At 61.4% G+C, this 26,918-nt stretch carries 24 protein-coding genes; 14 read left to right on the top strand and 10 right to left on the bottom strand.

Features of this window, described 5'->3' with window-relative positions:
• The first annotated feature begins 120 nt into the window (after window positions 1-120).
• A complete protein-coding gene (locus ACQ4W4_RS24320) occupies window positions 121-2,787 on the top strand; it encodes a DNA topoisomerase III (RefSeq protein WP_436544129.1) in 2,667 nt (888 codons plus the stop codon).
• Window positions 2,788-3,016: 229 nt separating this feature from the next.
• On the opposite strand, the gene ACQ4W4_RS24325 is transcribed toward ACQ4W4_RS24320, so the two are convergent.
• The 3 genes from ACQ4W4_RS24325 to ACQ4W4_RS24335 all read right to left on the bottom strand — a co-directional run bounded on the left by ACQ4W4_RS24325 (window position 3,017) and on the right by ACQ4W4_RS24335 (window position 6,719).
• On the bottom strand, window positions 3,017-3,754 hold the full coding sequence (locus tag ACQ4W4_RS24325) for a hypothetical protein (protein ID WP_436544130.1): 738 nt from the start codon (window positions 3,752-3,754) through the stop codon (window positions 3,017-3,019).
• Window positions 3,755-3,828: 74 nt separating this feature from the next.
• A complete protein-coding gene (locus ACQ4W4_RS24330) occupies window positions 3,829-5,238 on the bottom strand; it encodes an alkaline phosphatase (protein WP_436544131.1) in 1,410 nt (469 codons plus the stop codon).
• Between the two features lie 29 nt (window positions 5,239-5,267).
• Window positions 5,268-6,719 (bottom strand): alkaline phosphatase, encoded by a 1,452-nt coding sequence (locus ACQ4W4_RS24335; protein ID WP_436544132.1) that lies wholly within the window; start codon window positions 6,717-6,719, stop codon window positions 5,268-5,270.
• Between the two features lie 269 nt (window positions 6,720-6,988).
• On the opposite strand from ACQ4W4_RS24335, the gene ACQ4W4_RS24340 reads away from it, so the two are divergent.
• The 4 genes from ACQ4W4_RS24340 (at window position 6,989) to ACQ4W4_RS24355 (ending at window position 10,647) form a co-directional block, all read left to right on the top strand.
• Window positions 6,989-7,858 carry an MBL fold metallo-hydrolase gene (locus tag ACQ4W4_RS24340; RefSeq protein ID WP_436544133.1) on the top strand — a complete coding sequence of 290 codons (870 nt, stop codon included), beginning with the start codon at window positions 6,989-6,991 and terminating at the stop codon, window positions 7,856-7,858.
• A 20-nt stretch (window positions 7,859-7,878) separates the two neighbouring features.
• Window positions 7,879-8,535: a DsbA family protein gene (locus ACQ4W4_RS24345; protein ID WP_436544134.1), complete on the top strand. Its 657-nt coding sequence runs from the start codon at window positions 7,879-7,881 to the stop codon at window positions 8,533-8,535.
• A 94-nt stretch (window positions 8,536-8,629) separates the two neighbouring features.
• The gene (locus tag ACQ4W4_RS24350; protein ID WP_436544135.1) at window positions 8,630-10,093 is read left to right on the top strand and encodes a catalase; all 1,464 of its coding nucleotides are present in this window, start codon (window positions 8,630-8,632) and stop codon (window positions 10,091-10,093) included.
• Window positions 10,094-10,263: 170 nt separating this feature from the next.
• Complete coding sequence (locus ACQ4W4_RS24355; protein ID WP_436544136.1) at window positions 10,264-10,647, top strand: hypothetical protein; 384 nt, start codon at window positions 10,264-10,266, stop codon at window positions 10,645-10,647.
• A gap of 59 nt (window positions 10,648-10,706) precedes the next feature.
• On the opposite strand, the gene ACQ4W4_RS24360 is transcribed toward ACQ4W4_RS24355, so the two are convergent.
• The 4 genes from ACQ4W4_RS24360 to ACQ4W4_RS24375 all read right to left on the bottom strand — a co-directional run bounded on the left by ACQ4W4_RS24360 (window position 10,707) and on the right by ACQ4W4_RS24375 (window position 17,350).
• Window positions 10,707-14,285, bottom strand: a complete 3,579-nt coding sequence (locus ACQ4W4_RS24360) for an ABC transporter permease/M1 family aminopeptidase (protein ID WP_436544137.1) — start codon at window positions 14,283-14,285, stop codon at window positions 10,707-10,709.
• A 9-nt stretch (window positions 14,286-14,294) separates the two neighbouring features.
• Window positions 14,295-15,188, bottom strand: a complete 894-nt coding sequence (locus ACQ4W4_RS24365; protein WP_436544138.1) for an ABC transporter ATP-binding protein — start codon at window positions 15,186-15,188, stop codon at window positions 14,295-14,297.
• 182 nt (window positions 15,189-15,370) lie between these two features.
• Window positions 15,371-16,567, bottom strand: a complete 1,197-nt coding sequence (locus ACQ4W4_RS24370) for an ABC transporter permease (protein ID WP_436544139.1) — start codon at window positions 16,565-16,567, stop codon at window positions 15,371-15,373.
• Between the two features lie 3 nt (window positions 16,568-16,570).
• Window positions 16,571-17,350 carry an ABC transporter ATP-binding protein gene (locus ACQ4W4_RS24375; protein WP_436544140.1) on the bottom strand — a complete coding sequence of 260 codons (780 nt, stop codon included), beginning with the start codon at window positions 17,348-17,350 and terminating at the stop codon, window positions 16,571-16,573.
• A gap of 148 nt (window positions 17,351-17,498) precedes the next feature.
• Here ACQ4W4_RS24375 and ACQ4W4_RS24380 point away from each other — a divergent pair, with 148 nt between their 5' ends.
• Window positions 17,499-17,930, top strand: a complete 432-nt coding sequence (locus tag ACQ4W4_RS24380) for a hypothetical protein (RefSeq protein WP_070312425.1) — start codon at window positions 17,499-17,501, stop codon at window positions 17,928-17,930.
• An 86-nt stretch (window positions 17,931-18,016) separates the two neighbouring features.
• Window positions 18,017-18,661 (top strand): 2-polyprenyl-3-methyl-6-methoxy-1,4-benzoquinone monooxygenase, encoded by a 645-nt coding sequence (coq7, locus tag ACQ4W4_RS24385; RefSeq protein ID WP_436544141.1) that lies wholly within the window; start codon window positions 18,017-18,019, stop codon window positions 18,659-18,661.
• 90 nt (window positions 18,662-18,751) lie between these two features.
• Here the strand turns inward: coq7 and ACQ4W4_RS24390 are convergent, their stop codons facing one another.
• The gene (locus ACQ4W4_RS24390; protein WP_436544142.1) at window positions 18,752-19,174 is read right to left on the bottom strand and encodes an OsmC family protein; all 423 of its coding nucleotides are present in this window, start codon (window positions 19,172-19,174) and stop codon (window positions 18,752-18,754) included.
• 225 nt (window positions 19,175-19,399) lie between these two features.
• Here ACQ4W4_RS24390 and rplM point away from each other — a divergent pair, with 225 nt between their 5' ends.
• From rplM to erpA, 5 genes are all read left to right on the top strand, one after another.
• Entirely contained in the window at window positions 19,400-19,828 is a 429-nt protein-coding gene (rplM, locus tag ACQ4W4_RS24395) for a 50S ribosomal protein L13 (protein ID WP_010393282.1), read from the top strand.
• Between the two features lie 9 nt (window positions 19,829-19,837).
• The gene (rpsI, locus tag ACQ4W4_RS24400; RefSeq protein ID WP_010393285.1) at window positions 19,838-20,230 is read left to right on the top strand and encodes a 30S ribosomal protein S9; all 393 of its coding nucleotides are present in this window, start codon (window positions 19,838-19,840) and stop codon (window positions 20,228-20,230) included.
• A 170-nt stretch (window positions 20,231-20,400) separates the two neighbouring features.
• Window positions 20,401-21,438 (top strand): N-acetyl-gamma-glutamyl-phosphate reductase, encoded by a 1,038-nt coding sequence (argC, locus tag ACQ4W4_RS24405; RefSeq protein ID WP_436544143.1) that lies wholly within the window; start codon window positions 20,401-20,403, stop codon window positions 21,436-21,438.
• Between the two features lie 90 nt (window positions 21,439-21,528).
• Complete coding sequence (locus tag ACQ4W4_RS24410; protein ID WP_070290243.1) at window positions 21,529-21,918, top strand: bactofilin family protein; 390 nt, start codon at window positions 21,529-21,531, stop codon at window positions 21,916-21,918.
• 96 nt (window positions 21,919-22,014) lie between these two features.
• Window positions 22,015-22,377 carry an iron-sulfur cluster insertion protein ErpA gene (gene erpA, locus ACQ4W4_RS24415; RefSeq protein ID WP_029496047.1) on the top strand — a complete coding sequence of 121 codons (363 nt, stop codon included), beginning with the start codon at window positions 22,015-22,017 and terminating at the stop codon, window positions 22,375-22,377.
• A 65-nt stretch (window positions 22,378-22,442) separates the two neighbouring features.
• On the opposite strand, the gene ACQ4W4_RS24420 is transcribed toward erpA, so the two are convergent.
• Together ACQ4W4_RS24420 and ACQ4W4_RS24425 are read right to left on the bottom strand one after the other, a co-directional pair.
• The gene (locus ACQ4W4_RS24420) at window positions 22,443-23,537 is read right to left on the bottom strand and encodes an anhydro-N-acetylmuramic acid kinase (protein ID WP_436544144.1); all 1,095 of its coding nucleotides are present in this window, start codon (window positions 23,535-23,537) and stop codon (window positions 22,443-22,445) included.
• Window positions 23,538-23,675: 138 nt separating this feature from the next.
• Complete coding sequence (locus ACQ4W4_RS24425; RefSeq protein ID WP_436544145.1) at window positions 23,676-25,043, bottom strand: M23 family metallopeptidase; 1,368 nt, start codon at window positions 25,041-25,043, stop codon at window positions 23,676-23,678.
• Between the two features lie 154 nt (window positions 25,044-25,197).
• Here ACQ4W4_RS24425 and tyrS point away from each other — a divergent pair, with 154 nt between their 5' ends.
• Complete coding sequence (tyrS, locus tag ACQ4W4_RS24430; protein WP_436544146.1) at window positions 25,198-26,463, top strand: tyrosine--tRNA ligase; 1,266 nt, start codon at window positions 25,198-25,200, stop codon at window positions 26,461-26,463.
• On the top strand, window positions 26,460-26,909 hold the full coding sequence (gene dtd / locus ACQ4W4_RS24435; protein WP_436544147.1) for a D-aminoacyl-tRNA deacylase: 450 nt from the start codon (window positions 26,460-26,462) through the stop codon (window positions 26,907-26,909). The genes tyrS and dtd overlap by 4 nt, the downstream gene beginning before the upstream one ends.
• The last annotated feature ends 9 nt before the right edge of the window (window positions 26,910-26,918 follow it).

Consider the following 26,918-nt stretch of genomic DNA (forward strand, 5'->3'; position numbering starts at 1 on the left):
GCCGCTTGACAAGACCACAAGTCACAAGGCCTTGCGCAGACAAAAGCGTCGGCGCCTGGCAATGCACTGTATGATGCGCATGCTGAAACTATCCTAGAGCATTTTTCGAGACTAAAAAATATGACAAAAACCCTCATCATCGCCGAGAAGCCTTCTGTCGCGAACGATATCGCGAAGACGCTTGGCGGCTTCACCAAGCACGATGAGTACTTTGAATCGGATGAATACGTCCTGTCGTCGGCGGTCGGCCACTTGCTGGAGATCGCCGTGCCGGAAGAATTCGACGTGAAGCGCGGCAAATGGAGTTTCGCGCACTTGCCGATGATTCCACCGTATTTCGCGCTCAATCCCATCCCGAAGACGGAAGCGCGCCTCAAAGTATTAAACAAGCTGATCAAACGTAAAGACGTATCCACCCTCATCAACGCATGCGATGCGGGGCGCGAAGGCGAGCTGATTTTCCGCCTGATCGCGCAAAACGCCAAGGCCAAGCAACCGGTCAAGCGCCTGTGGCTGCAGTCGATGACGCCGGGCGCCATCCGCGACGGTTTTGCGCACCTGCGCAGCGACGAAGAAATGCTGCCGCTGGCCGATGCGGCCCGCTGCCGTTCGGAAGCCGATTGGTTGATCGGCATCAATGGCACGCGCGCCATGACGGCGTTTAATTCGAAAGAAGGCGGTTTTTACCTGACCACCGTGGGCCGCGTCCAGACGCCAACCCTGTCCATCGTCGTCGAACGCGAAGATAAAATTAAAAAATTCGTGCCGCGCGACTTCTGGGAAGTGCGCGCCGAATTCGTCTGCGCGGCCGGCATCTATGAAGGCCGCTGGCTCGACACGAAGTTCAAGAAGGACGAGAACGACCCCGAGAAGCGCGCCGAGCGCCTGTGGAGCAAGGCCGCTGCCGACTCGATCGCCACCGCCTGCCGCGGCCGCCAAGGCATCGTCACGGAAGAATCGAAACCGACCACCTCGATGGCGCCGGGCCTGTTCGACCTGACCAGCCTGCAGCGCGAAGCGAACTCGCGTTTCGGCTTCTCCGCTAAAAATACCCTGGGCCTGGCCCAGGCGCTGTATGAAAAGCACAAGGTATTGACGTATCCGCGTACCGATTCGCGCCACCTGCCGGAAGACTACATGCCGACCGTGCTGCAGGCGCTGGAAACGGTCAAGGAAAACAGCAACTACCATCAGTTCGCCAAGCAGATCATCGACAAGGGCTGGGTCAAGCCGAACAAGCGCATCTTCGATAACACGAAGATCTCGGATCACTTCGCGATCATCCCGACGACGATCGCGCCAAAGAACCTGTCCGAGCCGGAACAGAAGCTGTACGACCTGGTCACGCGCCGCTTCATGGCCGTGTTCTTCCCGCCTGCGGAATTCCAGGTCACCACGCGCTACACGGAAGTATCCGGCCATCAGTTCAAGACTGAAGGCAAGGTCATGACCAATCCGGGCTGGCTGGCCATCTACGGCAAGGAAGCATCGACGGACGCCGACAAGGAAAGCAATGGCAACGGCAATCTGGTGCCCGTCGCCAAGGGCGAGAAAGTGCAGACGGAAAGCGTCAACGCCAACGGCCTGGTCACCAAGCCGCCTGCGCGCTTCACGGAGGCGACCTTGCTGTCGGCCATGGAAGGCGCCGGCAAGCTGATCGATGACGACGAGCTGCGCGACGCGATGGCCGGCAAGGGTCTTGGAACCCCGGCGACGCGCGCGGCCACCATCGAGGGCTTGCTGACGGAACGCTATCTGATCCGCGAAGGCCGCGAACTGATTCCGACGGCCAAGGCATCGCAGCTGATGACTTTGCTCAAAGGACTGGGCGTCAACGAATTGACGGCGCCGGAACTGACGGGCGAGTGGGAATACAAGCTGTCGCAGATGGAAAAAGGCAAGATTTCGCGCGAAGAATTCATGCGCGAAATCGCGCAGATGACGCAAATCATCGTCAAGCGCGCCAAGGAATACGACAATGACACGATTCCCGGCGACTACGCGACCCTGGAAACGCCATGCCCGAACTGCGGCGGCGTGGTAAAGGAAAACTATCGCCGTTTCGCCTGCACCAAGTGCGAATTCTCGATGAGCAAGACGCCCGGTTCGCGCCAGTTCGAAATCGCCGAAGTGGAGCAATTGCTGAAGGACCGCACCATCGGCCCGCTGCAAGGCTTCCGCTCGAAGATGGGCCGTCCGTTCGCCGCCATCCTGCGTATCGTGCGCGATGAAGAGATCAAGAACTTCAAGCTGGAATTCGATTTCGGCCAGAACGACGAGAGCGAAGATGGCGAAGGTGTCGATTTCACGGGTCAGACGCCCGTGGGACCGTGCCCCAAGTGCAATGCCGGCGTGTACGAGATGGGCCTGGCCTATGTGTGCGAGCACAGCGTGGCTAAGCCGAAGACGTGCGACTTCCGCAGCGGCCGCATCATCTTGCAGCAGGAAATCTTGCCGGAACAAATGGCAAAACTGCTCAACGACGGCAAGACGGACTTGCTGCCGGGCTTTGTATCGCAGCGCACGCGCCGTCCGTTCAAGGCCTTCCTCGTGCGCGGCAAGGATGGCAAGGTGAGCTTCGAGTTTGAAGAGCGCAAGGCCAAGCCAGGCGCGAAGACCAAGGCGGCAGCCGTCGAAGCCGAAGGCGAAGAAGGCGCGGCGCCAGCGAAGAAGACGGCCGTCAAGAAAGCGGCAGCCGTGAAGAAAGCGCCGGCCAAGAAAGCCACGGCCGTGAAAAAGCCGGCCGCCAGGAAGGCGCCGGCGAAGAAAGCGGCAGCGGCGGAGTAATCCGGCGCCAGCCAGACAGACGAAAGCCAGGGATCGTTCCCTGGCTTTTTTTACGTCCCGAGGCTGGCTAAGAGCCTGTCCCAGTAGATGAATACATCCCCCGCTGGCGCGCCTCAGAAGCGGGGACTGCGTTGATCGTCGTCGCGTGGCTCGCCACGCGTCCTCCTCACGCCTTGTCCGCGCTCCTGATGTGCTGCCAGCAGAAGACGCTCCCTACTGGGATAGGCTCTTAGTCCAGGTAGTCCGAATACTCGCGCTGCGCGTAGTTCTGCAGGTTGGCCCACGGCTGCGCCTTGCTGACGGTCGGCTGCAGCTTGACGTCGACCCGGCGATAGAAGGTGTTCGCGCGGTCGCCGCTTTCGATGATCAGCGGAATCTGCTTTTGCTCATCCCACAGGATGCGCTGGAACACGCCATTCTTTTCCACTTCGCGCCAGCGCGCGCCCGTCACGTTCGATGCCTGCTTCGACAGCGGCATGGCGGCCACCAGTTTCGGGTCCAGCAGGTAAAAACTGTTTTCCCAGGAACCGTCGAAATTGACGTTTTCGTACTCGGCCTTGGGAATCGAGACGACGATCTTGTCATGCGCATCGATGTACTCCACGCGCACGGTGTTCTTTTCCAGCATCACGTGGCGCGGGATCAGCACGGGATTGAAGTGCTTGTGTTCATGCTGCGTGGCCGCAGTCGACGTTTTCAGGGTCACCTTGGTGTTCTCGCCGTGCTTGTGGCCCGCATGCGCATCGGTCGACGGCGCCAGCACGCGCTCGACCCACACGTGGCCGGGACGGCGCAGCATCTTTTCTTCGTAGCGGCTCTCGCGCGTCACGCCTTCCGGCGTCAGCACGCGGCTGTAATAGGTGATGCCCAGGTCCAGGTCGGCAGGAGCGGAAGGCGTGGCAGGCGCGGCTTGCGCGCTGGCGGCAAAGCCGGCGGCGAGGAGGACGGCGATCAGGGACGATTTCATGGTGTTGCCTTTACGTGCAGAGGGGCGGAGGGCATACGCCATCCGCCCCGGTGGGGTTACCGTGTTGATGTGGATCAGAAGCCGAAGGCCGCCTTCAGCAAGTCGAACACCTTGGTGTTGTCCAGTGTGCCCTTGAAGGTCTTCGCGCCCGCGCCCGTGGCCAGCAGCTTGACGTCGCCGCCGCCGTGGGTTTCGCTGGCCAGGCGCACGCCTGTTTCTTGCAGGTAGTTGTCTTTCAGGGCCGTGGCGCTGTCGACGTTGCTGCGCAGGGCAGGGCGGTTCGGGCCGTTGCCGAACACCAGGGTGGTGTAGGTATTGCCATCGGCATCCTTGCTCGGCTGGTTATCCTTGTAGCCGCGGTTGATGTCGAGGATAGGATTGCCGCGCTTGCCATAACCGTTGAAGGCCAGCGTATGGTCATGGTCGGCAGTGACGACGATCAGGGTGTTCTCCAGCTTTGGATCGCTTTCCTTGATCTTGGCGATGGCGGCCTTGATGGCGTCATCGAAGGCGATGGTGTCCGTCAGCGCGCGCTTGGCATTGATGCCGTGCAAGGCGTGGTCGATGCGGCCGCCTTCGACCATCAGGAAGTAGCCGTTCGTGTTTTTCGACAGCAAGTCGATGGCTTTGAGCGTCATTTCCGACAGGCTAGGCTGGGTCGCGCCTTCGCCCAGCGGTGGCGTGGCCGTGCGGTCCAGTTCGTATTCGAGGTGGCTGCGGGTGCTGTACAGGCCGATGAATTTCTTGCCGCTCGGCGCCGCCGCCATTTCCGCTTTCGTCGCGGCCACGGTGTAGCCCTTGGCGGCAAATTCGCTCAAGAGGTCGCGGCCATCGACGCGGCCATACTTGTTGCTGGCCGACCATGGGGTGAAGTGGTTGCGGCCGCCACCCATCAGCACGTCGACGCCATCGCCCAGCGCCGCGTTGTAGCCGGCGCCGCCTGGCGTCGCTTGCGCGGCGATCGCGTATTGCGCATTGCGGTTGCAGATGTGCGAGAACGTCGTCGCCGGCGTGGCGTGCGTCAATTCCGTGGTGGTGATGGCGCCCACGGCCTTGCCCTTGGCTTTCGCCAGTTCCAGGATGGTCGGTACCGTCTTGCCGCCGGCCGGGCAATTGTCCACGCCCAGGTTGCCGTTGGCGTCGCGGCCGGGTTCCTTGGCGATCGTGTCCTGTGCCATCGAGATGACTTCATTGTTCATCTTGACGCCGGTCATGTAGGCGGCCATCGATGGCGCGCTGTCCGTCGTTTGCGCATCGTTCGAGTACGTCTTGATGCGCGCCGTGCGCTCCAGCGTGTCCATCGTCAGGCTGCCGTCTTCCTTGTACTGGTAGATGCGCGCCGCCGTCACGACGGACGGGCCCATGCCGTCGCCGAGGAAGAAGATGACGTTCTTGGCGTCGGCGGCGTAGGCGCTGGCGACGCTGGCGGCTACGAGCGTGGTCAGCAGGGACAGTTTCAGGGCGGGTTTCAATGCAAGTTTCATATGCTTGTCCAATTTTGATGTCTTGGGGATTACAGACCGCCGGCCGTCTTGACCAGGCCGAATACTTTGGTGTTGTCGATGGTGCCCAGGAAGGTTTCCGAACCCTTGCCGATGGCGCCCAGGAAGACGTCGGTGCCGCCGTGGGTTTCGTTGCCGGCCGTGGTGCGGATCACCGCTTCCTGGTGGTAATTATTGGCGCTGGTGACGGTTTCATCGAGGCTGGCCATGGCGGCGCGGCTAGCTTGCGTGCGGTTTTCGCCATTGCCGAAGCCGATGATCGAATACGGTGCGCCGTCCAGGTCTTTTTCGACCGCGCCGGTGACGTAGTTCTTCACCACGCCCAGCACGCCAGGGTTGCCGGCAGCCGTCTTGCCCGTGCGTTTGGCGTAGCCGTTCAGCACCAGGGTGTGGTCATGGTCGGCCGTGACGACGATCAGGGTATTGGCCAGGGTCGGATCGGTGAGCTTGGCTTTTTCGATGGCGGCCTTGATGGCGTTGTCGAACGCGACCGTGTCCTGCAGCGCTTTCTTGGCCGTCGTTTCGTGCAGCGCATGGTCGATGCGGCCGCCTTCGACCATCAGGAAGTAACCCTTCTTGTTCTTCGCCAGCACGTCCATGGCCTTGGTGGTCATTTCCGCCAGGCTAGGTTCCTTGCTTGCATCGCGGTCCAGGTCGTAGCTCATGTGGCTGGAGGTGAACACGCCGAACAAACGGTCCGTCTTGGCTGGATCGACGGCCTTGAAGTCGGTGGCGTTGTTGGCGACCGTGTAGCTCTTCGCTTTCAGTTCGGCCACCAGGTCGCGGTCGTCGGAACGCTTGCCGCCGCTCTTGAATGGCGTAAAGAATTGCGCGCCGCCACCGAGGACCACTTCCAGGCCGGTGGTGCCCAGCGCGCTGTTGTAGCCCGTGCCGCCCGGCACCAGTGCCGCGGCGATATCGTTCTCCAGGTCGCGGTGGCAGATGTGCGCGTAGGTCGCGGCCGGCGTGGCGTGCGTCACGCGCGCCGTGCTGACGACGCCGGCGGCAAAGCCCTTGGCCTTGGCCAGTTCCAGCAGGGTGGTGGCGGGCGTGCCGTTGCCGGTGCCGCATTTGTTGACCAGCTTGTTGCCGTTCGCATCCGTGCCCGGATCGATGGCGACCGTGTTGGCCGACATCGAAATGACTTCATTGTTCATCTTGACGCCGGTCATGTAGGCGGCCATCGACGGCGCGCTGTCGGTCACTTGCGCGTCGTTCGAGAACGTCTTGACGAAGGCCGTTTCCGGCAGGGTGTCCATGGTCAGCGAACCGTCTTCGCCCACCGAATAGATGCGCGCGGCCGTCATGGTGGTCAGGCCCATGCCATCGCCGAGGAAGAAAATGACGTTTTTCGGCGGCGCTTCAGCCACTACCTCTTCTTTTTTTGCATCGCTGCCGCAGGCGGCCAGCATCAGGGTGATGGCGACGCTGCAGCCAGCGACGGAAATTTTTCTGCGTGTCATGTGGTTCATCCGGCTAGGTTTGAAAGAGCTAGCAAGATAGCAATCCAATGTGACACCCTCATGACGCTGTGACATGTTTGGTGACGGCGCCACACCACCGCAGCGGCGTGGCTTTCGCGCACATCAACGCTGGAAAAATACACCGTCCCATGCCCGATATCGGTAGATTGAATCGAAATAAGCAACAAACTATTGCGTTTTAATGGGTTTTTCTACCGAATCAAGCAACGTAAGATGCCGTCATCCCAATCATTTTGTGAAGGCACCTCATGTTCTCCAAATCCATCAGCAGCGTTCTTGTTTCCACCGTGTTTGCCGCCGGCGCCGCCTCGGCCGCCGCCAGCGCTCCCTTGAGCCTGGAAGTATTCAACCCGGGCGAAGCGGCGATTTTTCCCGTCGCTTCCGTGCTGGTGGCGGGCAAGCATGACGCCGTGTTGATCGATGCGCAGTTTTCGCGCGCCGAAGCGCAAAAGCTGGTGGAAAAGATCCGCGCCAGCGGCAAGAAACTGACGACCGTGTACATCAGCCACAGCGATCCCGATTTCTACTTTGGCCTCGACGTGATCAAGGCGGCGTTCCCGCAGGCAAAGATCGTCGCCACGCCGGAAACCGTGGCGGAAATCCGCCGCAAGGCCGATGCCAAGGTCGCCTACTGGGGCCCGATTTTGAAGGACAATGCGCCGCACAGCATCGTCATTCCCGAAGCATTGAAAGGCAAGCGCATCAGCCTGGAAGGCCAGTCGCTGGACATCGCCGGCCCGACGCCAGCGCGCACTTATGTATGGATTCCATCGATCAAGGCCGTCGTCGGCGGCGTGGTGCTGTTTGGCAACTTGCACGTGTGGACGGCCGATACGCAAAGCCTGCAATCGCGCCAGGACTGGCTCAAGACCCTGGACGGCATCGCCGCCCTGCAGCCCGTCACCGTCGTGCCGGGCCACTTCAAGGTCGGTTCGCCCCTGACGCCGGACAGCATCGGTTTTACGCGCGACTATCTGGTGACGTTTGAAGCGGAAACGGCCAAGGCCGTCAATTCGGCCGCCCTGATCGCAGCGATGAAACAGCATTACCCGAGCCTGGGCCTCGATGGCGCATTGGAGACCAGTGCGAAGGTCGCCAAGGGCGAAATGAAATGGTAAGCGGCAACGAGGAGTCAACCATGCCCACTCTGCACTACATTTTCGATCCCCTGTGCGGCTGGTGCTACGGCGCCGCGCCGCTGGTCGAGGCGGCGCGCGCCGTGCCCGGTCTGACGGTGACGTTTCACGGCGGCGGTATGATGACGGGCAGCAATCGCCGCCAGATCACGCCCGCGTGGCGCGGTTATGTGCTGCCGCATGACCGGCGCATCGAGCAATTGTCGGGCCAGCCCTTCGGCGACGCCTATATCGACGGCTTGCTGAACGACACGACGGCCATGATGGATTCCGAACCGCCGATCACGGCCATCCTGGCGGCTGAATCGCTGGCCCGCAAGGGCCTGGACATGCTGCAGCGCGTGCAGCGCGCCCATTACGTGGACGGCTTGCGCATCGCCGACCTGCCCGTCCTGGCGGCGCTGGCGCAGGAGCTGGGCATGGATGGCGCCGCCTTCCAGGCGGCGTATGCGCGGCAGGCGGGCGCCGCCACGCAACAGCACATCGATGCCAGCCGCGTCTTGCTGGCGCAGGTCGGCGGGCAGGGCTTTCCCACCTTCGTGCTCGACGATGGCAGCGGCAAGTTGTCCGTGATCGATATCGGAGCGTTCCTGGGCCAGCCGGCGAAGTTGCAGGCGCAACTGGGCGGCATATGCAACGCTCACGGCTGTGCATTGTAAATAGCTATCGTATCGATAAAATCAATTAACTTTTCCTTTGTTGTTGACCTCGTTACACTAGGTTTCATCAGTCAACAACGAAGGAAAAGCAGTCATGAGCCAACAGCCGCCATTCAGTACCGCCTCGGGCATCCCCGTCGCCGACAACCAGAACGCCATCAGCGCCGGCCCCCGCGGCCCGCTGCTGTTGCAAGACTTCCATCTGATCGAAAAACTCCAGCATTTCAACCGCGAGCGCATCCCCGAGCGCGTCGTGCACGCCAAAGGCTCGGGCGCTTACGGCACCTTTACCGTCACGCACGACATCTCGCGCTACACCAAGGCCAAGCTGTTCAGTGAAGTGGGCAAGCAGACGGCCACCTTCGCCCGCTTCTCCACCGTCGGCGGCGAACGCGGCAGTGCTGACACGGAACGCGATCCGCGCGGCTTCGCCGTGCGCTTCTATACGGAAGAGGGCAACTGGGATCTGGTCGGCAACAACACGCCCATGTTCTTCATCAAGGACCCGATCAAGTTCCCCGATTTCGTCCACACGCAAAAGCGCGATCCGCAAAGCAATCTGAAATCGGCCGAGATGATGTTCGACTTCTGGAGCCATGCGCCGGAAAGCCTGCATCAGGTCACCATGCTGTTCTCGGACCGCGGCACGCCGGACGGCTACCGCCACATGGACGGCTTCGGCAGCCACACGTATAGCCTGATCAATGCCGAAGGCCAGCGCGTGTACGTGAAATGGCACTTCAAGACGCGCCAGGGCATCAGGAATTTGCCTGCGGCGGAAGCGGGCCGCCTGGCCGGTGCCGATCCCGACTATGCCCAGCGCGACCTGTTCGGCGCCATCGCACGCGGCGATTTCCCCCAGTGGGAAGTCAAGCTGCAGGTGGCGACGCAGGAGCAGCTCGATGCCTGGGAGCAGCGCACGGGTTGGAATCCGTTCGACCTGACGAAAGTGTGGCCGCACGCGGACTTCCCGCTGTTGCCCGTCGGTATTTTCGAGCTGAACCGCAATCCGGACAATTATCACGCGGAAGTCGAGCAAGCCGCCTTTTCGCCGGCCAACGCCGTGCCCGGCATGGGATACTCGCCGGACAAGATGCTGCAAGGCCGATTGTTCGCCTATCACGACGCCCAGCTGTACCGTGTCGGCACGAACCACCAGCATTTGCCCGTGAATGCGGCCCGCTGCCCCTTCCATAACCAGCAGCGCGATGGCGGCATGGCGATCCACAATGGCGGCGCGGCGCAGAATTACGCGAACGTGACGGCGGCAGGCACGCAGCCGCAAGGGCTGGGCCATGGCGAACCGGCGCTGGCGCTGGCTGGCGGCGCGGCCCGCTACGATGGACGCGGCGTGGAAGATGATTACACGCAGGCCGGCAATCTGTTCCGCCTGATGTCGGCCCAGGCCAAGCAAAATCTGTTCGACAACCTGGCCGGTCCCTTGAGCCAGGTACGGCCGGAAACCTTGCAGCGTCAGCTGGGCCACTTCGACCGGGCCGATGCCGCCTACGGCGCCGGCGTGCGGGCCGCCTTGCAGGCACGCGGCGTGGCACTGTAAGCGTATGCAGCAGGCGGAACTTGCTTGTTCCGCCTGTTGTTGATATAGCACAAATTAGAGCTTGATATCAAATATTGCCGTATGGACATATTTACCTTCCATGCGTAGACTTGTCGGTCTGATGATCGCGCGGCCTTCCTGGCGGCGTCCTGACTAGAAAGTCTTGCAATATGAATATGGCGAAGCTGTCGGTGCATGGGGACGACCCCACGCTTAAATCCATCCTCGAAGTCTTGCCCACCGATCCGGAGCGGCAATGGCGCAAGGGCGAGGCGAAGGGCGCGAATCGCGTGCATCTCGATTCCGGCTTCGAGGTGCTGATCGCGCAGGCATCCAAATCGCAGGTGTTGCCCTCGCGCATACGCAGCTACCTGGCCGAATGCCGCTCGCGCGGCGTGACGTTCACCATGCCGCGCATTGTGGCCGAGCTGCAACTGGAGCTGAATGGCGACGATACGGTCGATGCGCCGCTCGACCTGTCGCTGGCCGACATGCAGCACCTGACGGAAATGGGCATCAGCCTGAGCCTGGTGACGCGCTGCGCCGCAGCCTGACTTCCGTGTGACACGCAAAAGAATGGCCGCCCATCATTGAACCGGGCGGCCATTTTTCGTCATGGTTCTTCGAGCTCGACGGTGACCATATTGTCATCGGGCTTGCGATCGATCAGCTTGTTGTCGGGATCGATGCCCGCCTTGCCGGGGCGGCTGCCGACGATGACGGTGTAGCTCGCTTCGCGGGCCGTCATGCGCAGGCGTTCGCGCAACAGCGGATGGCCGTTCGCGTCGTCGACGCCGATCTCGATCCAGTCGTGCAGCGGCGCATCGTGTTCCTCGCCCTGTTCGCCGGCCGTCAACTTGCTTGCCTGCACCTTTATGGTGACGGCGTACTTGCCATCGCTGCGCTTGACAGCCGTGGCCGACAGGGCGCGGTTATCGAACAGCACGATTTTCTCGAACAGGTCGTCGATCAGGTAAGCCTGCTCGGGCGGCGTAACCTGGCGCAAGCCGGTAATCAGCGCCGTCACGCTCGCATACGGCGGGCCTTTCTGGCCGTAGGTCGTGAGCAGCTCGCGCAGCACGCCGTTGACCTTGTCTTCGCCGATGATGTCTTGCAGTAAGTACATGGCCAGGCTGCCCTTGTGATAGTGGATGTAAGCCTGGTTTTCATTCTCGGCCAGCGGCAGTTCCTTCTTGCGCTCTTCGCTGCGCCCCATCAGGTATTGATTCAGGTCATAGCGCAGGAAGCGGCGCATCTTGGCCGGCCCTGCGGTTTTCTTCATCACCATCAGGGCCGAATATTCGGCCAGGGTTTCGCTGAGCACGGTGGCGCCCCGTGTATTGCCGCCCACCAATTGGTGGGCCCACCACTGGTGCGCCACTTCATGCGCCGTGACGTAGAACGGATAATCGATGTCCTTCGGATTCTTGTCGTCCACCTTGGCGATGAAACCCAGGCCTTCCGAGTACGGGATCGTGTTCGGGAACGATTGCGCAAACGTGGCGTAGCGGGGGAATTCGACGATGCGCAGGATCTTGTGCTGGTAGGGGCCGAAGTTCTTCGTGTAGTACTCGAGTGCTTCCTTGCTGCCGCGCACGAAACGATCGAGGTTGTATTCATGGCCAGGATGGTAATACACGTCGATGGCCACGTCTTGCCAGCGCTCGTGCCTGACGGCGTAGCGGGCGGACTGGAACGCATAGAAATTCAGGATCGGCTGGTCCATCGTGTAATGGAAGTAATGGCGGCCCTTGGCGATCCAGTCGTTGTCCAGCATGCCCGGCGCGATGGCCGTCTGGCCGTCGATGGTGCTGACGGTGGCCTCAAAACGGATGCGGTCGGCGTCGTTGCTGACGTAATTGTCTTCCAATCCCTTCGCATCGTCGCGCGGCAAGGCCCGTTCGCGCGGGGGCAAGCCGTGCTTCTTGCGGTCGCGCGGGTCCGTCAATTCCTGCTGCGGCTGGTAGCCGATGTGCGGCAGCACGGCGTTCGTGAAGAAGGTGCCGTTGGCCACCACGGGCGTGTCCTGGCCCAGGCCGAAGATGCCGCGCGGCGCGTAGCGGATGTCGAAATCGAGGCCCAGGGTGGCGCCCGGCGCCAGCGGCGCGGCCAGGCGGTAGCTGTAAAAGCCGAGCTTGCCGTCATCGAGGCCGGGATGCACGCGCGTATCGAAACGCAGGCGCATGGTGGCCGTCGGGTCTTGCTGCACAAAAATGTGGCTGATCGGCAGGCTGGTCTTGTTTTGCAGCAGATAGCGGCCCGTGACGGCCAGGGTGCGCTGCGCCGGGTAGATGGCCACGTCGAGCTTCACGTCGGTGATTCTCGGCTGCGGCGTGGCGGCAAACTTGCGGTACTGGCGCTCGATGCTGGCGCGGTCCCCATCGCGGGAAAATTCGGACTGGTAATCGTTGGCCACGTGGAAAACGTAGAACAGCACGCCGCCGGCGCCGACGAAGATCAGGGCGCCGCCGGCAAAGCTGGCCAGCACGCCATGCGTCAGGCCGTGGCGCGCCAGGCGCAGGCGGATGCGCCAGCTGTCCTGCGCGCCGCGGGGCCAGAACAGCAGCGACAGCACCGTCAGCATGACGGCTGCGCCGCTCCAGTACAGCAAGTACCAGCGCTCGCGCAACACAAAGTGGCCGGCGCCGTTCATGGCCGAATACACGACCTCCGGCGTGCTGCCGTACAGCAGCAGCGGGTCGCCCAGGCCCAGCGAGGAAAAGCTGATGCTGGCGATGTGGTACAGAATCATGGCGAAATACGCCAGGTATTTCTGATTGATCAGCACCTGCACGAAGATGGCCAGCACGGCGACCAGCGCATAGTAGGGCAGGTGCGACAGGAACAGCGATTCCACGTACAGGCCGGGGTCGAGGCGGTAATAGCCCTTGAAGACCTGGATCGACATGCCGCACAGCATGATGACCAGGCTCAGCAAGGCTTGCAGGCCGACCAGCGCACACAGTTTCGACAGCAGGGGCAGCCAGTTCGGCACGGGCAGGGCGTCGAGCATCAGATACGTGCCCGCTTCCCGTTCGCGCCACACCAGCTCGCCCGCGTAGAAGGTGGTAATGATCAGCATGAACAGGGCGAACGAGGCGCTGACCATGTCCAGCACCTTTTCCGTCACGGGATAGGTATTCGTGCCGTACATGGAACCCATGTCCAGCGCGCCCGCATACATGGTCAGTACGCCGGCCAGCACGATGACGACAAAATAGATGTTCTTGATGGTTTCGCGCAGGTTCAGCCAGCTCATCTTGAGGAGCAGGGCGGCCAGGTTGCGCTGCGCGAAGTCCGGCGTTTCCTGCGTGGACAGCGAGGCGTTCGACAGGCGCTGCGGCGCCTCGCCCTCGCTGCGGCGCCGGGCGGCGCCCGCGTCCGTCGTCGCGTGGAACTGGAAGCGCCAGTAGCCGAGCAGCAAGGCGACCAGGGCGAAGCCGGACCAGATGGCGCGGTTCAGCAGGTACACGCCTTCCAGGGTCACCAGGCGCGCGTTGCGTTCCGCGTTCGGCCAGTATTCCGTCAGGCGTATCAGCGCCGTCGTGCCGAAAGGGTCGATCAGGGCCGCCAGGGTCTTGTAGTCGAGGTCGCGCGCCAGCGACGGCGCCACCAGGTAGCCGATCAGCATGACTACCGAGCTGATGTACACGGGCAGCATGCGCCGCGTCAGGGCCGCGATGACGAAGAAGATGGCGCCGAAGATGAACAGGTTGGGCAGCAAGGTAAACACATACGGCATCAGGTAGGCCAGCGCCCGCTGCGGCCCCAGCCGCTCCGGGTCGATGCCGGGAAGCCAGGCGCCCAGCCAGGCGCCGATCACGATGCTGGAAAACACCACGGCCAGCACCAGATAGGCGCCGAGGAAGCGGCCGAAGACGTATTGGTACTTTTTGATCGGCGCGCTGAAGAAGAAATGCTGCATGCCGTATTCGAAATCCTGCTGCACCGAGCGGCCCATCATGGCGGCCACCACCACGGCGCCGAAGCAGCCCAGCACGCTGCACGTGAACGCCAGCGAACGGGGGGCGTTGATCAGGAACTTGCCGCCGAAACTGATGCTCGCTTCCTTGAAGACGCCGCCGGCGGCCGCCATCCACAGCATGGCCAGCGCCAGGAACATGGCGAAATACACCCAGGTGGACAGCAGCTTGAGCCGCTGTCGCGCTTCAAAGCGGGCGATGGCAAACATGGCACCCCCTCAGTCGCACTGCGGGGCGACGCGGTGGCGCCCGGCAATGGTGGCGAAATACAGGTCTTCCAGGTCGCCGATGGCTTCCTCGAAGCCGTCGCCAGGGTCGTCGTCGCTGTAGACGTGGATCAGGGTGCGGCCCGACAGCAGGCGCGTGGAAATGACGGCGTGGCGCTGCTGGAAGCTGGCCAGCTCCTTCTTCTCGACGAAGCGCGCCCAGATCTTGCAGCTGACTTCGTCGATCAGTTCCTGGGTCTTGCCGCACAGCAGTAAATGGCCCTTGTTGATGATGGCCATGTTGGCGCACAGGTCCGCCACGTCGGACACGATATGCGTCGACAGGATCACCGTCTTGTCTTCCCCGATGTCGGACAGCAGATTGTGGAAGCGCACGCGCTCCTGCGGGTCGAGGCCGGCCGTCGGTTCGTCGACGATGATCAGCTTCGGGTCGCCCAGCAGGGCTTGCGCGATGCCGAAGCGCTGGCGCATGCCGCCGGAAAAGCCGCCCAGGCGCTGGTGGCGCACGTCGAACAGATTGGTTTGCTGCAACAGCCCTTCGACGACTTCGCGCCGGCGCGCCCGCTGCGACAAGCCTTTTAACATGGCAAAGTGGTCGAGCAGCTCGTAGGCCGTCACTTTCGGGTACAGGCCGAAGTCTTGCGGCAGATAGCCCAGCATGCGGCGGATTTCGTCCTTGTCGTCGAGTACGTCGTAGTCGCCGAAGAAGATGGAGCCGGAATCGCATTCCTGCAGGGTGGCCAGGGTGCGCATCAGGGTCGACTTGCCGGCGCCATTCGGGCCCAGCAAGCCAAACATCCCGGGCGGTATCGTCAGCGAAACGTTGTCCAGCGCCACCACGCCATTGGCGTAGGTCTTCGACAATTTGCGGATCTGCAATTCCATACAACTCCTAACTCATGCGTTGCTGCCCGATGCGACAGGGCTACTCTATGCTGGCATTGTATTGAATTTAGGACGCACTGGGCAGTTGCATGCGATACACGGCATTTTCGCGTGCCCAGAGTGCAGTTGGCGAGGGCGGATGGCGGGCCGGTCCTGGTCTTTTCGGCCGCGCCATGAAAGTGTCAGTTGCGGAACAAAACCGATTCCCGGTTAAACCACCAGCGGCACAGCATCAGCAGCGCACCGGCGATCACCGTCGTCGAGGCCAGGATCACGCCGAACATGCGGTAATCCATGGTGCCCTTGACCAGTTCCTTCATGGCCAGCGACACGTTCGTCAGCGGCACCATGGCCCATATCCAGTTCAGCTCGACGCCGGGCAGCATGGCCGTCACCGTGGGCAGGATGACAAACAGCATCAACGGCGTGATCATGCCGGCCGCCTCCTTGTAGCTCTTCGCATAGATCGAGATCGACAGCAGCAGCGAGGCGAAAATGGCGGCCGTCGGCACCAGCATCAGGGTCACCATGGCCAGGTCGGGCAAGCCGATGCTGTGCACGAGGATGGCCATGTGGCCTTCCAGCGAGCTGCCGAAGATGGCCAGCAGGACGCCCATGCTGCCCACCATCAGCACGGCGGAAGTCATGCCCACCGTAAACAGGACGAGGAACTTGGCCAGCACGATGGCGCTGCGCGGCACGGGCGCCAGCAGCAGGGTTTCCAGGGTGCCCCGCTCCTTTTCGCCGGCGCCCAGGTCGATGGCCGGATACATGGCTGCCGTCAGGCACACCATCAGCAGCAGATACGGCACCATGCCGCCGATGATGGCGCCCATCTGTTCGCGCTCGTTGGCCGTCGATTGCTTGTCGAGCACGATGGGATTGAGCGCGTAGGCCAGCTGGGCAGGGCTCAGGTTCAGGGCGGACAAGGCGCCTTCGCGCAGGCTGGCGTTGTAGGCGTCGACGATTTCGCGCACGCGCTGGTGCGTCACGTCCACCGAGCTGGCGCTGTTGTAGTGCAGGGTCACCTTGGCTTGCGCCTGCTGCTTCAGCGATTGTTCAAAATGCGGCGGGATGACGACGGCAAACTTGATGGTGTCGTCGCCGATGGCGCGGCGGATGTCGCCCTCGCTGGCCAGCGGCACTTCGCGCAGGTTGTGCTGCTGCGCAAACCGCGCGCTCAGGCCCGGCGAATGGTCCTTGCCGAACAGCGCGTAGCGCAGCTCCGCCGTCTTCGCGTTCTTGAACATATTGCTTGAAACATAAGCGAAGCCGCCAAAGATCAGCGGCATGGCAAAGATGGGAATGAGGATGGTGAAAATCAGCGTCTTGCGGTCGCGCGTGAGTTCCAGCAACTCTTTCAGATAAATGGTCCACATGGCTCAGGCTCCCTGGTTGATGACGCTGACAAAGGCGTCGTACAGATCGGTACTGCCGCCCAGGTGGCGCAGTTCGTCGACCGTGCCATTGAAGGCGGTGGTGCCGCGGTTGATGATGCAGACGCGGTCGCACAGCTTTTCCACCTCGTGCAGGTGGTGCGTGGAAAAGATCAGCGGCACGCGCAGCGCCTTGTAGCTGGCGATGAAGTCGAGCAGGATCTTGGCCGACATCACGTCCAGGCCCGTGGTCGGCTCGTCGAGGATGACCACTTGCGGCTCGTGCACGACGGTGCGGGCGATCGCGCACTTCTGTTTCATGCCCGTCGACAACTGATCGGCCCGCTTGCTGCCGTATTCCTCCATGTGCAACAGGGCAAACAGTTCATCGCAGCGGCGTTTCAGCTTGTCGGCCGGCATGCCATGCAGGCGGCCAAAGTATTCCACGTTCTCGCGCGCCGTCAGGCGACCGTACAAGCCTGTCGAACCGGACAGGAAACCGATGCTCTGGCGCGCCACCAGCGGCTGGCGCAGCACATCGACGCCATTGACGTGGGCGCTGCCCGCGTCCGCCTGCAAGGCCGTCGACAGCAGGCGCAGGGTGGTCGTCTTGCCGGCGCCATTCGGGCCCAGCAAGCCCAGCACTTCGCCGGGGGCACAGCTGAAACTGACGTCGCGCACGGCGTGGAACCAGCCCTCGTGTTCGCGCGGATCGCTGACGTGCACGCCCTTGCCCTTGTGGGGCGGCATGCGGAAACGTTTTGCCAGGTGCTTGACCTCTATCATGTGTTTGATCCATTCAACGGTGAACAACGAGAGTAGCATGCAAAAAATGTAACTTGCAAGGTGGAAATATCGTTTGGTCTATTGAAAAAAACAGCATCTTCATGCAAGCTGGCCCGGTGGGCGCCGGCGGACGGCGCGGGAGAGCGCAATGCAAACGATCGATCAGGCGATGCAGGACAAGGTATTGGCCGTGGCGCGCGCCGGCATGACCAGTGCCGAAGCCATCGGTTTCTTCCGCGTCAGCCTGGGACTGTACTACCTGGCCGGCCTGATGACGGAGGAAACCCTCGATTTCAAGCAGATCGACGCGAAGTACAACCGTTTTATTTACCACTCGCTAGGTGGCGGGCACAGCATCGCCAGCGTGCTGCAATTCATGAGCGGCGAGAAAGTCTTGCGCGTGCTGCAATCGGAGCGTTTTCGCGCTGCGTTTGCCCAGCACTGCCCGGATATCCCCGTCGACAGTATTTCTTTCCTGGTTTCACTGAACCTGGGCGTGGCGAAAAGCCTGTCCGGGCTTGATGCCGTCGGCCCCGTGGTGGACTGGATCGAGCAGGAAAAAGCGCGCACAGGTCAATAAAGCCCCGTTCGCCCTGCGCACGGCGTGGGGACGGCTGGCCGCTATCATCCTATAATTCATGTTTTCCCTTACATGAATAGCCCACGATGACCGCGAACCGCCATTTTGCCCCCCTGGATCGTTTGATTGTTGGCGCCGACAAGGCCTTGCGCGTCATCGCGGGCGTGGCCTCGGCCTCGCGCCCCACGCCGGCCGCGCATGCGCCCGATGCGGAGCTGAGCCCGGCCGAACAGCGCCACAGCGCCGGCCTGATGCGTGTCAACCATGTGGGCGAAGTGTGCGCGCAAGCCTTGTACAACTCGCAGGCGCGCTATGCGCACAGCCCGGCCATCCGCGCCCAGTTCGACGAGGCGGGACGCGAAGAGGAAGACCACCTGGCCTGGACGGCGCAGCGCCTGACGGAGCTGGGCTCGCGTCTGAGCCTGCTCAATCCCCTGTGGTACGCGGGTTCGTTTGCGCTGGGCACCATCGCCGCGCGCATGGGCGACGGCCGCAGCCTGGGTTTTGTGGTGGAAACGGAACGCCAGGTGGAAGCGCACCTGGCCAGCCACCTGCAGGAATTGCCGCCGCAGGACGCCAAGTCGCGCGCCATCGTCAAGCAGATGGCCATCGACGAAGTGGAACACGGCGCCGCCGCCCAGCGACTGGGCGCCATCGACACCCCGGCGCCCGTGAAGGCGTTGATGGGCATCATGGGGAAAGTGATGACGAAAACCGCGTATTACTTGTAGGTCGGATTAGCGCGGCAACGCCGCGCGTAATCCGACATATTGTTGACGTTACTGGTGTTGTCGGATTACGCGCTGGCGCGCAAATCCGACCTACTCTTCGATAATCTCGAAGGAATGGGTAATCTCGGCCGTCTTGGCCAGCATGATCGACGCCGAGCAATATTTGTCATGCGACAATGAAACGGCCCGTTCCACGGCCGTCGGTTTCAGGGCCTTGCCCCGTACCGTAAAGTGGAAGTGGATCTTGGTAAACACTTTCGGGTCGGTCTCGGCGCGCTCGGCCTTCAGGGTCACTTCGCAGCCGTTGACGGCTTCGCGCCCGCGTTTCAGGATCAGCACCACGTCATAGGCGGTGCAGCCGCCCGTGCCCAGCAAGACCATTTCCATGGGGCGCGGCGCCAGGTTGTGGCCGCCGCCATCGGGCGCGCCATCCATGGTCACCAGGTGGCCGGAACCGGTTTCTGCCCGAAAACTCATGCCCGACGGGCCATTCCAGCTGACTTTGCATTCCATCGTACTCTCCGAAAATTGTAAGCGTTTTGTATTGTAATAGAGGAATGCCCATCCATGTGCCGGCCGCCAGCCCGCGGCCGGCCTGCATTGCGGCTTGACGCGGCAGGGCAAAGCCGCTTATACTTGTCGGCTTTCCGTTCGCTCAGGAAAAGTAAATAAGGCAGAGTCCGCACAGCAACATCGGCGGAACCACCATTTGAGCGTGTAATCTATTAGGAAGTCAACATGAAAACATTTTCCGCTAAAGGACATGAAGTCCAGCGCGATTGGTTCGTGGTTGACGCGACGGACAAAGTCCTCGGACGTGTTGCCAGCGAAGTGGCACTCCGACTGCGCGGCAAACACAAACCAGAATTTACTCCTCACGTCGATACCGGCGACTTCATCGTCGTCATCAACGCAGGCAAACTGCGTGTGACCGGTACCAAAGCTACTGAGAAAATTTACTACCGTCACTCTGGCTATCCAGGCGGCATCTACGAAACCAACTTCCAGAAAATGCAACAGCGTTTTCCAGGTCGCGCGCTTGAGAAAGCGGTCAAAGGCATGCTGCCTAAAGGCCCACTCGGCTACGCAATGATCAAGAAGCTGAAAGTGTACGCGGAAGGTTCCCATCCGCACGCTGCTCAGCAACCTAAAGCACTTGTTCTCTAAGGAACTGACATGATCGGTAATTACAATTATGGAACCGGCCGTCGCAAAAGTGCAGTGGCTCGGGTTTTTATCAAAGTTGGCACAGGCTTGATCGTTGTTAACGGCAAACCAGCAAACGAATACTTTTCGCGCGAAACGGGTCTGATGGTCATCCGTCAACCTCTGGAACTGACCGGCAATGTCGAGCGTTTCGACATCAAAGTCAACGTCCATGGCGGCGGTGAGTCGGGCCAGGCTGGTGCAGTTCGTCACGGCATCACCCGCGCTCTGATCGACTACGATGCAGCGTTGAAACCGGAACTGGCGAAAGCCGGCTTCGTGACCCGCGATGCACGTGAAGTCGAGCGTAAAAAAGTTGGTCTGCGCAAAGCACGTCGCGCAAAGCAATTCTCGAAGCGTTAATTTCTACGCTACAGCACCTTCCGGGGTGCTGGTCGAAAAGCCGCTGGACTTCGGTCCCGCGGCTTTTTTGCATTTCAGCGTGACTCGGCGTTGCGCTGTAAAATACGCGGAAAACCCGCAAGGGGCGCGTTTCCCTTCATCTTTATGCAATCTATACACAAGGAAAGAACATGATCAAAGTTGGCATCGTCGGCGGCACTGGATACACGGGCGTGGAGTTGCTGCGCTTGCTCGCTACCCATCCAGATGTCGAGTTGACGGCGATTACTTCGCGCAAGGAAGATGGCTTGCCCGTTGCTGACATGTATCCTTCCCTGCGCGGCCACGTAAAGCTGGCGTTTTCCTCGCCGGACAAGGCGAACCTGGAACAGTGCGACGTGGTCTTTTTTGCGACCCCGCATGGTGTTGCCATGGCTCAAGCTCCAGCCTTGCTGGCCGCCGGCGTGAAAGTCATCGACCTGGCCGCCGACTTCCGCCTGAAAGACCAGGCCAAGTTCGAGCAGTGGTACAAGATTCCCCACACGGCCCCCGAGCTGATTGACCAAGCCGTGTATGGCTTGCCGGAGCTGAACCGCGAAGACATCAAGCAAGCCCAGCTGATCGCCAACCCCGGTTGCTATCCGACCACCATGCAGCTGGGCTTTTACCCGCTGCTCAAGGCGGGCCTCGTCAATGCGGGCGGTTTGATCGCCGACTGCAAGTCGGGCGTGTCCGGCGCCGGCCGCAAGGCGGAAATCGGCATCCTGTTCTCGGAGGCAAGCGACAGCTTCAAGGCCTACGGCGTGGCCGGTCACCGCCACCTGCCGGAAACGACGGCGCAACTGCAGCGTTTCACGGATGACAAAGTGGGGCTGACCTTCACGCCGCACCTCGTGCCGATGATCCGCGGCATGCATTCGACCCTGTACGCGCAACTGAACAAGGATGTCAGCAATGAAGCATTGCAAGCCTTGTTCGAAGAGCAATACAAGGACGAGCCTTTCGTCGACGTGATGCCATTCGGCTCGCACCCGGAAACCCGCTTCACGCGCGGCTCGAACATGCTGCGCCTGGCCTTGCACCGCCCCGAAGGCGGCAATACCGTCATCGTGCTGGTGGTGCAGGACAACCTGGTCAAGGGTGCAGCGGGTCAGGCCGTGCAATGCATGAACTTGATGTTTGGCTTGAAAGAAACGGCCGGTTTGCAACACATCGCCGTGATGCCTTAAATATAGGCACAAGCGTTTGCGCAGGTCCGGCGCCTTTTTGCCGGACCTGTGATAAATTGGACTGCCACCTACCCCCACAGGATGACGTTCATGTTCGAGCGCAACGCGAAAAATCCCATCGACACCCTGATCGGCGCTTCCACGCGGATCGAGGGCGACTTGCTGTTTTGCGGCGGCCTGCGCATCGATGGCCATGTGCGCGGCAACGTCACGGGCGAGGCGGGCGAACCTACGCATATAGTGCTGGGCGAGGCGGGCCGCATCGATGGCGAGGTGCGCTGCTCGAGCCTGGTTGTCAGCGGCGAGATCAATGGCCCCGTGTATGTGTCCGAAATGCTTGAAATTCAACCAAAAGCCCGCATTGTAGGAGAGGTCTACTACAAGGTGCTGGAAATGCATAGCGGCGCCCTGGTGCAAGGCAAGCTCAGCCGTCACGACAGCGCCGACCCCGTGCTGCACCTGGCCGTATCGGAAATGTGAGCAGGAACAACACCGGCCAGCCGTGTCAGCGGCGGCCGCAGCGCGAGTTGCGCCAACAGTCTATAATGACTAAATGTTTTCTGAGGAGTGCCTGATATGAATGCCGTCGCTGAAATGCAAGATGTGATCCCTTCCCCAATTATCTTTACCGATAGCGCCGCTGAAAAAGTCGCGCAGCTGATCGAAGAAGAAGGCAATCCCGACCTGAAATTGCGTGTCTTCGTGCAGGGCGGCGGCTGTTCCGGCTTCCAGTACGGTTTCACCTTCGACGAAATCGTCAATGAAGATGACACCACCATGGTCAAGAACGGCGTCCAGCTGTTGATCGATTCCATGAGCTACCAGTACCTGGTCGGCGCGGAAATCGACTACAAGGATGACCTGGAAGGCGCGCAGTTCGTGATTAAAAACCCTACCGCGACGTCCACCTGCGGTTGCGGTTCGTCTTTCTCCGTTTAAGCACTAAACTGAGCAAGCAAGAAAATAGCGGATCGATGATCCGCTATTTGTGTTTCTACATCTGCTCAGCGCGGGTACAGCGCGCCCAGTACGCGTAAGCCCTGCGCACCCGTTACGGCCGGCAAGTTGCCCGGCTTGCGCTGGTTAAAACGCCAGGCCAGCCAGGCGAACGCCAAGGCTTCGACCTGGCTGGGCGCCACGCCCAGCGCTGCCGTCGACGCCACCGCCATGCCCGGCAATTCAGCGGCCAGGGCCGCCATCAGGCTGGCGTTCTGCGCTCCCCCGCCACACACATATACGGTTTCCGCCTGCGCGCCGTCGCGCAGGATCGCGTGCGCCAGACTGGCGGCCGTCAGCTGCGTCAAGGTCGCCTGCACGTCGGCAGGCTGGGCGCCCGGATGCCTGGCCAGCTTGGCGCTCAGCCAGTCGGCATGGAACAGGTCGCGTCCCGTGCTTTTCGGTGCAGGCAAGTCAAAATAGGTTTCATTGAGCAACTCCGCCAGCAGGGCGGGCAAGACTTGGCCCGTGGCGGCCCAGGCGCCGTTGGCGTCGTAGGGCTGACCCAGGTGTTGCAAGGCCCAGCCATCCATCAGCGCATTGCCGGGACCCGTGTCGTAGCCCGTCACCGTGCCGTCCGCGTGCAGCACGCTGATATTGCCGATGCCGCCGATATTGGCCAGCACGCGCGTGTGGCCGGGCAAATTGAAAATGGCCTGGTGAAAAGCGGGCACCAGCGGCGCACCCTGGCCGCCGGCCGCCACGTCGCGGCTGCGCAAGTCGGCGATCACGTCGATGCCCGTCAGTTCCGCCAGCAGGGCTGGGTTGTTCAGCTGGCGCGTAAAGCCCAGTTCGGGGCGGTGGCGGATGGTCTGGCCATGCGCGCCGATGGCGGCGATGGCGTCCGCGCCGATGCCCGCGTTGCCTAAAAGCATGGCGACGCAGTCGGCGTAGTGGCGCACGAGTTGATTGGCCGCCAGCGCTTCGCGTTCGATTTCATTCTGGCCGGCACTTTGCAAGGCCATCAGGTCGTCGCGCAGGCTGGCGGGAAAGGGAATGTAGGCGTCGCCCAGGCTGCGCGTGCCGCCGTCGTCGGAAAAGTCGACCAGCGCGCCATCGACACCGTCCAGGCTGGTGCCCGACATCAAACCGATATACAGCATGGGGATTTCCTTGAATGCGTCAGTGAAGAAGTGCATTGTGCCGCATTTGTGCCGGACGCAAAAGCACGCGGGAAAAAAACAAAGGCACCGGCCAATGCATGGGCGGTGCCTTTATAGGTTGCCCGAAGGCAGTGTTGCTTAGCGCGACGCCAGTGCTGTGTCGTTCGGACGCAGCAGGGTGAAGCGGTGCATCATGTCGGCGGAGACCATGCGGAAGCGGCTCAGCTCGGCGGCCGTCAATGGCGCCTGGGCTTGTACGTTCAGCTTGCTTGGATCTTGTGCCACGCCGCCGACGCGGAATTCATAGTGCAAGTGGGCGCCCGTCGACCAGCCGGTGGTGCCGACGTAGCCGATCACATCGCCCTGGCTCACTTTTTGACCTTTTTTCAGGCCTGAAGCGAAGCGGCTCATGTGGGCGTAGGCGGTGCTGTAGTTGGCCCAGTGTTTCAGGACAACAACATTGCCATAACCGTTTTGGGTGCCGACGGAGTCGACCACGCCGTCGCCCGAAGCGCGGATAGGGGTGCCCGTTGCTGCAGCGAAATCGATGCCCTTGTGTGCTTTCCAGTTGCCGGAAATCGGGTGCACGCGCATGGAGAAGCCGGACGAGATGCGGGAGAATTCGAGGGGGGATTTCAGGAAGGCTTTTTTGAGGGACTTGCCGTCGAAACTGTAGTAACCGCCGCCTTGCTTGCTGGCTGGGTCTTCGAACCAAACGGACTGGTAAGTCGTGCCGCGGTTGGTGAATTCACCGGCCAGGATGCGGCCCGCTCGGACAAATTCGCCGTCTTGCCAGAATGTTTCGTAGACAACATTAAACGAGTCGCCGCGTTTCAGGTCGGAGCGGAAGTCGATATTGGTCGAGAACATTTCCACGATTTGCGCGGAAATCGAGTCTGGCAGGCGGGTGCCGTCCAGGCTGGAGTCGGTGGCGGCGAACAGGGTGGAGGTAATCTTGCGCGCGTGCATTTCAACGCGGCGCTCCAGCTGGGCTGCCACTTCCGTGGCCACGAACTTGTCGCCCTTGCGGGTGATCAGGATGTTCTTGACCGATTTGTCGGTGCCATCGACGAGGGTGGCGCGCATCCAGTTGAGATCGCCGTTTTCGGTCGTTTGCGCTTGCACGCGCTTGCCCGATTTCAGCAACATCACGCCGCGCGCGATCTTGTCGGTCTTGATGAAATTGGCGGCCGCCGGATCATCCACGCCGAGACGGGTCAGCAGGGTGGCGAGGGTATCGCCGGCGCGGACTTTTTCTTCGTGGGTGAAATTCTGGTCTACCTGTTCCATCGCGGAAATTTGCGAGGCGAGATCCGGCATTTCCAGGTTCTGGGCGATGGACGTGACCGGCAGGTCGGATGCGTCGGGCGCCATGGGCGACACAGCGACCGCGCCGAAGGCGGCCACGGCGAGCAGCACTGCGGAGGCGCCAATAATGCGCGCCTTGCGTGTCGTCGTCAGCTGTGTGTACAAGCGTGAGCCTGTGATTTTATGTATAGGGTTCATGCAATCAGTTAAAATTTGCCCTTGAACGATACCTGAACTAGCGCTCTTTGTTATTGTTATTTTGATTCGTTTTCATACGGCAAGATTGATGGGATCGAGCATTATAGCAAACTCCGCAAACCTACTACCATTTTGAGATCTACAGTCAAATTTTATGGAAATCAACACCACCGCATCGCCTACAAAGGCTAACGCCGCTCAGACCGCGCTTCCACTGTCGGACAGAGTACAAGAAGCCCTCGCGATTACCAAGCGTGGCGTCGACGAACTCTTGATCGAAAGCGAATTTGCGCAAAAATTAGCGCGCTCCGAGAAAACCGGTGTTCCACTGCGCATCAAACTGGGCCTGGACCCGACCGCACCCGACTTGCATCTGGGCCATACTGTCGTGCTGAACAAGATGCGCCAGCTGCAAAACCTCGGCCATCAAGTCATTTTCCTCATCGGCGATTTTACTTCCATGATCGGCGACCCTTCGGGCCGCAACGTCACGCGCCCGCCTTTGACCCGCGAACAGATCGAGATTAACGCGATGACGTATTTCGCGCAAGCATCTTTAGTGTTGGATGCCAGCAAGACCGAAATCCGCTATAACTCCGAGTGGTGCGATCCGCTGGGCGCGCGCGGCATCATCCAGCTCGCTTCCCATTACACGGTGGCGCGCATGATCGAGCGCGACGACTTCACCAAGCGCTTCCAGGGCGGCATTCCTATTTCCGTACACGAATTCCTGTACCCGCTGATGCAGGGCTATGACTCGGTGGCCCTGAAGTCGGACCTGGAACTGGGCGGCACGGACCAGAAGTTCAACCTGCTGGTGGGCCGCGAACTGCAAAAGCAGTACGGACAGGAGCAGCAGTGTATTTTGACCATGCCGCTGCTGGAAGGTTTGGATGGCGTGGAAAAAATGTCCAAGTCGAAGAATAACTACATCGGCATCACGGAACCGGGCAACACCATGTTCGCCAAGCTGATGAGCATTTCCGACGTCATGATGTGGCGCTACTACGAGCTGCTGTCGTGGCGCTCGATCGCCGAACTGGCGCAGCTGAAGCGCGAAGTCGAGGAGGGCCGCAATCCGCGCGATGCCAAAGTTGCTCTGGCGCAAGAAATCGTCGCCCGCTTCCATTCGCAGCAGGCGGCCGAAGATGCGCTGGCCGACTTCGTCAACCGCTCGAAGGGCGGCATTCCCGACGATATCCCGGCCGTGACCCTGGCCGGCGCGCCGCTGGGCATCCCGCAACTGCTGAAACAGGCTGGCCTGTGCCCATCGACGTCGGAAGCCATGCGCAAGATCGACCAGGGCGGCGTGCGCATCGACGGCACCGTCATCAGCGACAAGGGCTTGCAAGTGGCGGCCGGCGAATTCGTCTTGCAAGTTGGCAAGCGCAGTTTCGCGCGCGTCACCCTGACGGCATGATCGCGCTGCTGCAGCGCGTCACGCAGGCGAAAGTCGACGTCGGCGGCGCCACCGTCGGCGCCATCGACGCCGGCCTGATAGTACTCGTGTGCGCCGAGCGCGGCGATACGGAAAAGGAAGCGGACGCCTTGCTGACCAAACTGCTCGGCTATCGCGTGTTTGCCGATGACGCCGGCAAGATGAACCGCAGCGTGACGGACGTGGCCGGCGGCTTGCTGCTGGTGCCCCAGTTCACCTTGGCGGCCGACACCAAGTCCGGCACGCGCCCGTCGTTCACGCCGGCGGCCGCGCCGCAGGACGGCTTGCGCCTGTTCACGCATTTCGTGGACCAGGCGCGCAGCCGCCATGCGACCGTGCAAACGGGGCAGTTCGGCGCCGACATGCAGGTGTCGCTGACGAACGACGGCCCCGTCACCTTCTGGTTGCAGGTCAGCACCAAACAATAACGATAGAAG

This window comes from Janthinobacterium glycogeni (assembly GCF_051380725.1).
GTDB lineage: Bacteria > Pseudomonadota > Gammaproteobacteria > Burkholderiales > Burkholderiaceae_D > Janthinobacterium.

What these genes read in the sequence shown, in the direction of transcription:
- ACQ4W4_RS24390 (WP_436544142.1), bottom strand. Translation starts at nt 19,174, where the DNA reads ATGGAATGCAAAGTCAGCTGGAATGGCCCGTCGGGCATGAGTTTTCGG.
- tyrS (WP_436544146.1), top strand. Translation starts at nt 25,198, where the DNA reads ATGGAAATCAACACCACCGCATCGCCTACAAAGGCTAACGCCGCTCAG.
- ACQ4W4_RS24380 (WP_070312425.1), top strand. Translation starts at nt 17,499, where the DNA reads ATGCAAACGATCGATCAGGCGATGCAGGACAAGGTATTGGCCGTGGCG.
- ACQ4W4_RS24375 (WP_436544140.1), bottom strand. Translation starts at nt 17,350, where the DNA reads ATGATAGAGGTCAAGCACCTGGCAAAACGTTTCCGCATGCCGCCCCAC.
- ACQ4W4_RS24335 (WP_436544132.1), bottom strand. Translation starts at nt 6,719, where the DNA reads ATGACACGCAGAAAAATTTCCGTCGCTGGCTGCAGCGTCGCCATCACC.
- ACQ4W4_RS24420 (WP_436544144.1), bottom strand. Translation starts at nt 23,537, where the DNA reads ATGCTGTATATCGGTTTGATGTCGGGCACCAGCCTGGACGGTGTCGAT.
- erpA (WP_029496047.1), top strand. Translation starts at nt 22,015, where the DNA reads ATGAATGCCGTCGCTGAAATGCAAGATGTGATCCCTTCCCCAATTATC.
- rpsI (WP_010393285.1), top strand. Translation starts at nt 19,838, where the DNA reads ATGATCGGTAATTACAATTATGGAACCGGCCGTCGCAAAAGTGCAGTG.
- ACQ4W4_RS24340 (WP_436544133.1), top strand. Translation starts at nt 6,989, where the DNA reads ATGTTCTCCAAATCCATCAGCAGCGTTCTTGTTTCCACCGTGTTTGCC.
- ACQ4W4_RS24320 (WP_436544129.1), top strand. Translation starts at nt 121, where the DNA reads ATGACAAAAACCCTCATCATCGCCGAGAAGCCTTCTGTCGCGAACGAT.
- ACQ4W4_RS24425 (WP_436544145.1), bottom strand. Translation starts at nt 25,043, where the DNA reads ATGAACCCTATACATAAAATCACAGGCTCACGCTTGTACACACAGCTG.
- ACQ4W4_RS24360 (WP_436544137.1), bottom strand. Translation starts at nt 14,285, where the DNA reads ATGTTTGCCATCGCCCGCTTTGAAGCGCGACAGCGGCTCAAGCTGCTG.
- argC (WP_436544143.1), top strand. Translation starts at nt 20,401, where the DNA reads ATGATCAAAGTTGGCATCGTCGGCGGCACTGGATACACGGGCGTGGAG.
- dtd (WP_436544147.1), top strand. Translation starts at nt 26,460, where the DNA reads ATGATCGCGCTGCTGCAGCGCGTCACGCAGGCGAAAGTCGACGTCGGC.
- ACQ4W4_RS24370 (WP_436544139.1), bottom strand. Translation starts at nt 16,567, where the DNA reads ATGTGGACCATTTATCTGAAAGAGTTGCTGGAACTCACGCGCGACCGC.
- ACQ4W4_RS24410 (WP_070290243.1), top strand. Translation starts at nt 21,529, where the DNA reads ATGTTCGAGCGCAACGCGAAAAATCCCATCGACACCCTGATCGGCGCT.
- ACQ4W4_RS24365 (WP_436544138.1), bottom strand. Translation starts at nt 15,188, where the DNA reads ATGGAATTGCAGATCCGCAAATTGTCGAAGACCTACGCCAATGGCGTG.
- ACQ4W4_RS24330 (WP_436544131.1), bottom strand. Translation starts at nt 5,238, where the DNA reads ATGAAACTTGCATTGAAACCCGCCCTGAAACTGTCCCTGCTGACCACG.
- rplM (WP_010393282.1), top strand. Translation starts at nt 19,400, where the DNA reads ATGAAAACATTTTCCGCTAAAGGACATGAAGTCCAGCGCGATTGGTTC.
- ACQ4W4_RS24355 (WP_436544136.1), top strand. Translation starts at nt 10,264, where the DNA reads ATGAATATGGCGAAGCTGTCGGTGCATGGGGACGACCCCACGCTTAAA.
- ACQ4W4_RS24345 (WP_436544134.1), top strand. Translation starts at nt 7,879, where the DNA reads ATGCCCACTCTGCACTACATTTTCGATCCCCTGTGCGGCTGGTGCTAC.
- ACQ4W4_RS24325 (WP_436544130.1), bottom strand. Translation starts at nt 3,754, where the DNA reads ATGAAATCGTCCCTGATCGCCGTCCTCCTCGCCGCCGGCTTTGCCGCC.
- coq7 (WP_436544141.1), top strand. Translation starts at nt 18,017, where the DNA reads ATGACCGCGAACCGCCATTTTGCCCCCCTGGATCGTTTGATTGTTGGC.
- ACQ4W4_RS24350 (WP_436544135.1), top strand. Translation starts at nt 8,630, where the DNA reads ATGAGCCAACAGCCGCCATTCAGTACCGCCTCGGGCATCCCCGTCGCC.